Below are 6,378 nucleotides of genomic sequence, written 5' to 3' on the forward strand. Positions count from 1 at the left end.
CTGCCCGGCCCTGCGGGCGCCCGCTGCGGTCCGGCCTCTCGGCCGTGGTTTTCGGGCACGATCATCGCGGCGGTGCGCTCATGAGCGACCCCATTGACCGCAAGGGGCTGCGCCCCCGGTTCTGGGAAACCGTGCCGCTGCGCCAGATGACCGGCAAGGAATGGGAGGCGCTTTGCGACGGCTGCGGCAAATGCTGCCTCAACAAGCTGGAGGACGAGGACACGGGCGAGGTCGCGCTGACCTGCGTGGCCTGCCGCCTGCTGGACGACAGCACCTGCCGCTGCGCTCAATACGACATCCGCAAGCAATTCGTGCCCGAATGCGTGGTGCTGACGCCCGACAACCTGGACGAGGTCGCCTATTGGATGCCCTCGACCTGCGCCTATCGACTGCTGCATGAGGGGCGGCCGCTGCACCCCTGGCACCCGCTGATTTCCGGCACCGCCGAAACTGTGCACGCGGCGGGTGTGTCGGTGCGCGGCTGGACGGTGCCCGAATTCGAGGTGCCCGAAGAAGAATGGGAAGACTATATCATCGAGGAGCCGACCTGATGTTCTTTGCCTCCGACAACGCGGGCCCGGTGGCGCCCGCGATCATGGATGCGCTGGCCCGCGCCAACGATGGCTACGCCCTGCCCTACGGACAGGATGCACTGATGGAGAGCGTTCGCGCGCAGCTGCGCGAGATTTTCGAAGCGCCGGATGCCGCGGTCTACCTCGTCGCGACCGGCACCGCGGCGAATGCGCTGATCCTGGGCACGCTGGCCGATCCCTGGGATGCGATCTTTGCGCACCGCCTCGCCCATGTCGAGGAAGACGAATGCGGCGCGCCCGAATTCTACACCAACGGCACCAAGATCGCGCTCGTCGACGGGGCGGATGGCAAGATGGACCCCGCCGCCCTGCGCCGCGCGATCCGCGCCACCGGCGACAAGGGCGTGCACGGGGTGCAGCGCGGCCCCGTCTCCCTCACCCAGGCGAGCGAGGTGGGCAGCGTCTACAGCCTTGACGAAATCGCCGCGCTGACCGGAATCGCGCGCGAATTCGGCCTGCCCACGCATCTTGACGGGGCGCGCTTCGCCAATGCGCTGGCCACGCTCGGCTGTACCCCGGCGCAGATGACCTGGCGCGCGGGTGTCGATGCGGTCAGCTTCGGCGGCACCAAGAACGGCTGCATGGGCGTGGAGGCCGTTCTTTTCTTCGACCCCGCCAGGGCGTGGGAGTTCGAGCTGCGCCGCAAGCGCGGCGCGCATCTGTTTTCCAAGCACCGTTTCCTTTCGGCGCAGATGGCCGCCTATCTGGCGGATGATCTGTGGCTGGATCTGGCGCGCGCGGCGAATGCTTCGGCGGCGCGGCTGGCGGAGGGGTTGCGCGCGCTCGACCATTGCCGCCTGTTGCACCCCGTGCAGGCCAACATGATCTTCGCGGAACTGCCCCGCGCGGCGCACAGGCGCGCGATGCAGGCCGGGGCCCGCTATTACCTGTCGCCCTTCGACACACCGCTGGATGGCCCCGACGACACGCCCGTGCAATGCCGTCTGGTCTGCGACTGGTCGCAGGAGGACAGCCGGATCGACGCGTTCCTGCGCGCGGTCGGCTAAGACTGCGCCCGCCCGTGCTCACGTCGGCCCGTGCGCGGGCCGACCCGTCCTCAGGTCCGCTCGTGCTCAGGCCCGCGGGGCCGGCGTGTCGGGGGCGCGCTTTTCTGTCGCCAGAAATTTCGCGATCCGCTCGGCGACCTCGGCGGGATGCGTCAGCGGCAGCATATGCGCGGCCCCCTCGATCACGGCGCGCCGCGCGTCCGGCAGGCGCGCTAGCAGGCCGCGCTGGATCTGCGCCACGCAATGCGGCGACCGGCTGCCTTCAAGCAGCAGCACCGGCAGATCCAGATTTTCCAGGCGCCCCGGCGTCAGCAGGCCCGCGCGATCGTGGTGTATGGCATCGGCTTGCGCGCCGACCAGACCGATCCGGTCGGTGATATAGCTGCGATGCCGCTCGGGCAGCGCGTCCCAGGGCTGCTTGCTGCCCCAGCGTTCGGTGAACAGCCGCGCGGCCAGAGGCCCGTCGCCCGCCAGCATGGCCTCCTCTATCGCGGCCTCTTCGCGGCGATGGCGCTCATGCGCGGGGCTGCCGCGCACCACGGCGATCAACGGCGGCTCTATCAGGACCAGCCTGCGCACTCTCTCGGGCTGCTCCAGCGCAAGGCGCAGGGCCACCGTCGCCCCGAAGGAATGACCGATCAGATCGACCTGCCCGCCGGGCGGCAGCAGCCGCCCGGCCCAGGCGACGGCCAGATCCTGAATATCCTCGCCCCTGCGCAGATCCCGGCTGCGGCCATGTCCCGGCAGGTCGAAGGCCACCGAATGCGCCGGCGCGCCGCGTGCATCCAGCGCCCGCACGACGCCGTCCCAGGATGCCGAGGACGCAAGCGAGCAGTGGATCATCAATCGCCGGGAATCGCCCGCCCCCCAGTCCCGACGGGCGAAACAGCTTGGGGGCGGGTCGTGGCGCATCAGATCTTGCCGGCCAGATGCAGATCCAGATCATCCAGCCGATCCTGCCCCCAGAAGCGCTGATCGTCGCCGGTGATGTAGAACGGCGCCCCGAAGACGCCGCGGTTGACCGCCTCTTCCAGATTGGCGGTATAGACCTCGGCACCGCGCAGCATCCCGCTGTCCGCCAGCGCCGGGTCGAACCCCGCCTTTTCCAGACAGTCGCGAATCACGTCGTCCTGCGCGACATCGCGCTCCTCCGCCCAACAGGCGGCGGTGAAGCTGTGCACCAGCTTGCCCAGATCGCCGCCGCCCGCGTCCTGGGCCGCGATGATCGCGTAGGAACTGGGCGCGGCATTGGTCGGGAAATGCGCAGGCTTCATCGTCATGGGCAAGCCCGCCTTGGCAGCCTGGCGCGTCAGTTCCTGAAGCCGGTATTCCTGACGCGACACATGGCGCTGGCCCGGGGGGGTGCCGCCTGTCCGACCGAACAGGGCGATGATATCCAGCGGCTTGTAGGTGATCTGCGCCCCGTGTTTGGCGGCGACTTCTTCCAGCCGCGTTCCGGCCAGATAGGTGAAGGGGGAAATCGTGGCAAAGTAGTAATCGATGTTTTTCATGGCGCTTTCTTTCGCGGGGTCCTGTTTGCCGCGACCGTAACCGGGTGGTAAGCGGTGTCAACGTCACGAATCTGTCGAAGACAGGTGCATTTGGGGACCCGACGAATGCCAGCAAATTCCGATCCGAAACTGATGTCCGGAAACGCCAACCGCCCGCTCGCGGAGGCCATAGCCCGGCGCATGTCGATGCACCGCGGCATGAGCCTGGGCCTCGTGGACGCGCGGATAGAGCGTTTCAACGATGCGGAGATCTTCGTCGAGGTTTTCGAGAATGTACGCGGCGAGGACATGTTCATCATCCAGCCCACCTCGAATCCCGCCAACGACAACCTGATGGAACTGCTCATCATGACCGATGCGCTGCGCCGGTCCTCGGCGGCACGCATCACGGCGGTGATCCCCTATTTCGGCTATGCCCGGCAGGACCGCCGGACCAAGGCCCGCACCCCGATCAGCGCCAAGCTGATCGCCAACCTGCTGACCGAGGCGGGGATCGAACGCGTGCTGACGCTGGACCTGCACGCAGCCCAGATCCAGGGCTTTTTCGACATTCCCGTCGATAACCTCTACGCCTCGCCGATCTTCGCGCTGGATATCCAGCATCATTTCAAGGGCAAGTTGCAGGACGTGACCGTCGTGTCGCCCGACACCGGCGGCGTGGCGCGGGCGCGCGAATTGGCGCAGCGCATCGGCGCGGCGCTGGCCATCGTCGACAAGCGGCGGGAAAAACCCGGCGAGGTGGCCGAAATGACGGTGATCGGCGATGTGACCGACAAGACCTGCATCATCGTCGACGACATCTGCGACACCGAGGGCACCCTGTGCAAGGCGGCCGAAGTTCTGATCGAGTCGGGTGCGAAAGAGGTCCACTCCTACATCACCCACGGCGTGCTGAGCGGCCCGGCGGTGGAACGGATCACCAAATCGGTGATGAAAAGCCTGGTCATCACCGATTCGATCGAGGCCAGCGAGGCGGTCAAATCCGCGCCCAATATTCGCATCGTCCCCACCGCGCCGATGTTCGCGCAGGCGATCCTGAACATCTGGAGCGGCACGTCGGTGTCGTCGCTCTTCGACAAGGGCACGCTGGCGCCGATCTATGAGGGCTTCTACCAGAGCTGAGCGCCGCCGCGCCGGCCCGCGCTTTTCTGGCTCGTGCCTTTCTGTCCGCGCCCTTCTGTCCGCGCCTGCCCCACCAAGGCGCGGCGGCACCGTGGGACCATGGATATTTGAGACCAGAAGAAGCCCCGGCGCGCGGCGCGTCTTTCTTCTGGTGACAAAATATCCCCGCCGGAGGCGAAATTCTCGCGCGACGATGCGAGCGCGGCCGGGTGGGCGCGGGCGGATGGACGGGCGCGGGCGGTGGATCAGTAGAGGTCCCACTCCTCATCCGCGGCAGGGACCTCGCCCACCGCCATCCAGCTTGCGCGGATCCTTGCGACGCGGGTATCGCCCCAGCTGCGAAAGACGATGTCGAACCCTTCGGCGGTGATATTGTCGGTGGAGATGTCGGCGCGCTGGTTGGTGGCGCCGCCGATGTCCCACATGGCCAGCGACACATGTATCATCGGCGCTATGGCGAAGGGTTCGGAAAAGCCCACGGAAGTGCGCGACAGGCGCGGGCCGGTTTCGCTCCACATCGGGCCATCCGAGTCAAAGTCGGAAAAGAGAATTACCTCTCCCTGCTCCGCCCCGATCACGCTTGAGCTGAAACGCCGCATCCTATCCTTTCAATAGCGAAGCGCGCGACCGAAAGCAGGTTTCGCGCGCCGGAGAATAAAATAGGATTAAATAATATGAGGTTCCGCCCTGCAAGGGCGAAACCTTCCATGTCAAAGTCAGGGCGCCGGAACCCGCGCCGTGTCCGACAGGCCCATTTCGGTGCCCATCGCGACCATGTCGTGCATCAGCTTCACCGAGGAATCGACAAATTCTTCGGCTTCCGATTCCTTGGCACTGGCAACCTGCGCATGGGCTTCGGCGATCCAGTCGTTCAGGATCTCCTGCGTGACCTCGGAACGCGGCAGGGCGCGTTCGGCCAGCACCGTCGTCCCTTCGGGGGAGATCTCGGCGAAACCGCCGGTGACGGCGAATTCAAGCGCTCCCTCCGGCCCGGTGACCCGCAGGATGCCGGGGCGCAGGGTGGTGATGACGGGCGCATGATCGGCCATGGCCGTCATGTCGCCCTCCGCACCCGGGATCTGAACCTCGCTCGCCTTCATCGACGCCAGACGGCGTTCGGGCGAAACGAGGTCGAATTGCATCGTATCAGCCATCAGGCCCCCTATCAGGCAGCGCTTGCCGCCATTTTCTCGGCTTTGGCGACGACCTCATCGATGCCGCCCACCATCAGGAACGCGGATTCGGGCAGGTGGTCGTATTCACCGGCCACAACCGCCTTGAACGAGGAGATCGTCTCCTCCAGCGGGACCTGCTTGCCGTCCGCGCCGGTGAAGATCTTGGCGACGTCGAAGGGCTGCGACAGGAAACGCTGGATCTTGCGCGCGCGGGTCACGGTCAGCTTGTCCTCTTCGGACAATTCGTCCATCCCGAGGATCGCGATGATGTCCTGCAACGACTTGTAGCGCTGAAGGATGTTCTGCACGTCGCGCGCGACCTTGTAGTGCTCCTCGCCCACGACCGCGGGGTCCATCAGACGGGAGTTGGAGTCGAGCGGGTCCACCGCCGGATAGATGCCCAGCTCCGAGATCGCACGGTTGAGAACCGTCGTCGCGTCGAGGTGCGCGAAGGAGGTCGCGGGCGCCGGGTCGGTCAGGTCGTCCGCGGGCACGTAGATCGCCTGCACGGAGGTGATCGAGCCCTTCTTGGTCGAGGTGATGCGTTCCTGCAGCGCGCCCATGTCGGTGGCCAGCGTCGGCTGGTAGCCCACGGCCGAGGGGATGCGGCCCAGCAGCGCCGACACCTCGGAGCCCGCCTGCGTGAAGCGGAAGATGTTGTCGACGAAGAACAGCACGTCGGTGCCGGACTGGTCGCGGAACTGCTCCGCCAGGGTCAGGCCGGTCAGCGCGACACGGGCACGCGCTCCCGGAGGCTCGTTCATCTGACCGTAGACCAGCGCCACCTGGCTGTCCTCGAGGTTGTCGGGATTGATGACGTTGGATTCGATCATCTCGTGGTAGAGGTCGTTGCCCTCGCGGGTCCGCTCGCCCACGCCCGCGAACACGGAGTAGCCGGAGTGCACCTTGGCGATGTTGTTGATCAGTTCCATGATCAGAACCGTCTTGCCCACGCCGGCGCCGCCGAACA

Annotated in this window: 8 protein-coding genes; 3 read left to right on the forward strand and 5 right to left on the reverse strand. The window is 66.4% G+C overall.

Features of this window, described 5'->3' with window-relative positions:
• Window positions 1-80 precede the first annotated feature (80 nt).
• Entirely contained in the window at window positions 81-551 is a 471-nt protein-coding gene (locus tag ACU0BR_RS08055) for a YcgN family cysteine cluster protein (RefSeq protein ID WP_446156336.1), read from the forward strand.
• Window positions 551-1,600, forward strand: coding sequence for a threonine aldolase family protein (locus ACU0BR_RS08060; protein WP_446156337.1), 1,050 nt, complete (start codon window positions 551-553; stop codon window positions 1,598-1,600). Before ACU0BR_RS08055 ends, ACU0BR_RS08060 begins: the two co-directional genes overlap by 1 nt.
• Before the next feature lie 66 nt (window positions 1,601-1,666).
• Here the strand turns inward: ACU0BR_RS08060 and ACU0BR_RS08065 are convergent, their stop codons facing one another.
• The gene (locus ACU0BR_RS08065; protein WP_446156338.1) at window positions 1,667-2,512 is read right to left on the reverse strand and encodes an alpha/beta fold hydrolase; all 846 of its coding nucleotides are present in this window, start codon (window positions 2,510-2,512) and stop codon (window positions 1,667-1,669) included.
• Window positions 2,512-3,111 (reverse strand): DsbA family protein, encoded by a 600-nt coding sequence (locus ACU0BR_RS08070; protein WP_446156339.1) that lies wholly within the window; start codon window positions 3,109-3,111, stop codon window positions 2,512-2,514. The genes ACU0BR_RS08065 and ACU0BR_RS08070 overlap by 1 nt, the downstream gene beginning before the upstream one ends.
• Before the next feature lie 105 nt (window positions 3,112-3,216).
• Between ACU0BR_RS08070 and ACU0BR_RS08075 the strand changes: the two genes are divergently transcribed.
• Window positions 3,217-4,233, forward strand: coding sequence for a ribose-phosphate pyrophosphokinase (locus ACU0BR_RS08075; protein WP_446156340.1), 1,017 nt, complete (start codon window positions 3,217-3,219; stop codon window positions 4,231-4,233).
• Between the two features lie 245 nt (window positions 4,234-4,478).
• Here the strand turns inward: ACU0BR_RS08075 and ACU0BR_RS08080 are convergent, their stop codons facing one another.
• From ACU0BR_RS08080 to atpD, 3 genes are all read right to left on the reverse strand, one after another.
• On the reverse strand, window positions 4,479-4,832 hold the full coding sequence (locus tag ACU0BR_RS08080; protein WP_446156341.1) for an H-type lectin domain-containing protein: 354 nt from the start codon (window positions 4,830-4,832) through the stop codon (window positions 4,479-4,481).
• A gap of 117 nt (window positions 4,833-4,949) precedes the next feature.
• Entirely contained in the window at window positions 4,950-5,387 is a 438-nt protein-coding gene (locus ACU0BR_RS08085; protein ID WP_446156342.1) for a F0F1 ATP synthase subunit epsilon, read from the reverse strand.
• Window positions 5,388-5,398: 11 nt separating this feature from the next.
• On the reverse strand, window positions 5,399-6,378 hold a 980-nt coding region (gene atpD, locus ACU0BR_RS08090; RefSeq protein ID WP_446156343.1), incomplete at its 5' end, for a F0F1 ATP synthase subunit beta.

The organism is Brevirhabdus sp. (assembly GCF_052826345.1).

Bases quoted from the DNA above. Each gene is read 5' to 3' on its own strand.
- ACU0BR_RS08075 (WP_446156340.1), top strand. From the start codon at position 3,217: ATGCCAGCAAATTCCGATCCGAAACTGATGTCCGGAAACGCCAACCGC.
- ACU0BR_RS08080 (WP_446156341.1), bottom strand. From the start codon at position 4,832: ATGCGGCGTTTCAGCTCAAGCGTGATCGGGGCGGAGCAGGGAGAGGTA.
- ACU0BR_RS08065 (WP_446156338.1), bottom strand. From the start codon at position 2,512: ATGCGCCACGACCCGCCCCCAAGCTGTTTCGCCCGTCGGGACTGGGGG.
- ACU0BR_RS08060 (WP_446156337.1), top strand. From the start codon at position 551: ATGTTCTTTGCCTCCGACAACGCGGGCCCGGTGGCGCCCGCGATCATG.
- ACU0BR_RS08085 (WP_446156342.1), bottom strand. From the start codon at position 5,387: ATGGCTGATACGATGCAATTCGACCTCGTTTCGCCCGAACGCCGTCTG.
- ACU0BR_RS08055 (WP_446156336.1), top strand. From the start codon at position 81: ATGAGCGACCCCATTGACCGCAAGGGGCTGCGCCCCCGGTTCTGGGAA.
- ACU0BR_RS08070 (WP_446156339.1), bottom strand. From the start codon at position 3,111: ATGAAAAACATCGATTACTACTTTGCCACGATTTCCCCCTTCACCTAT.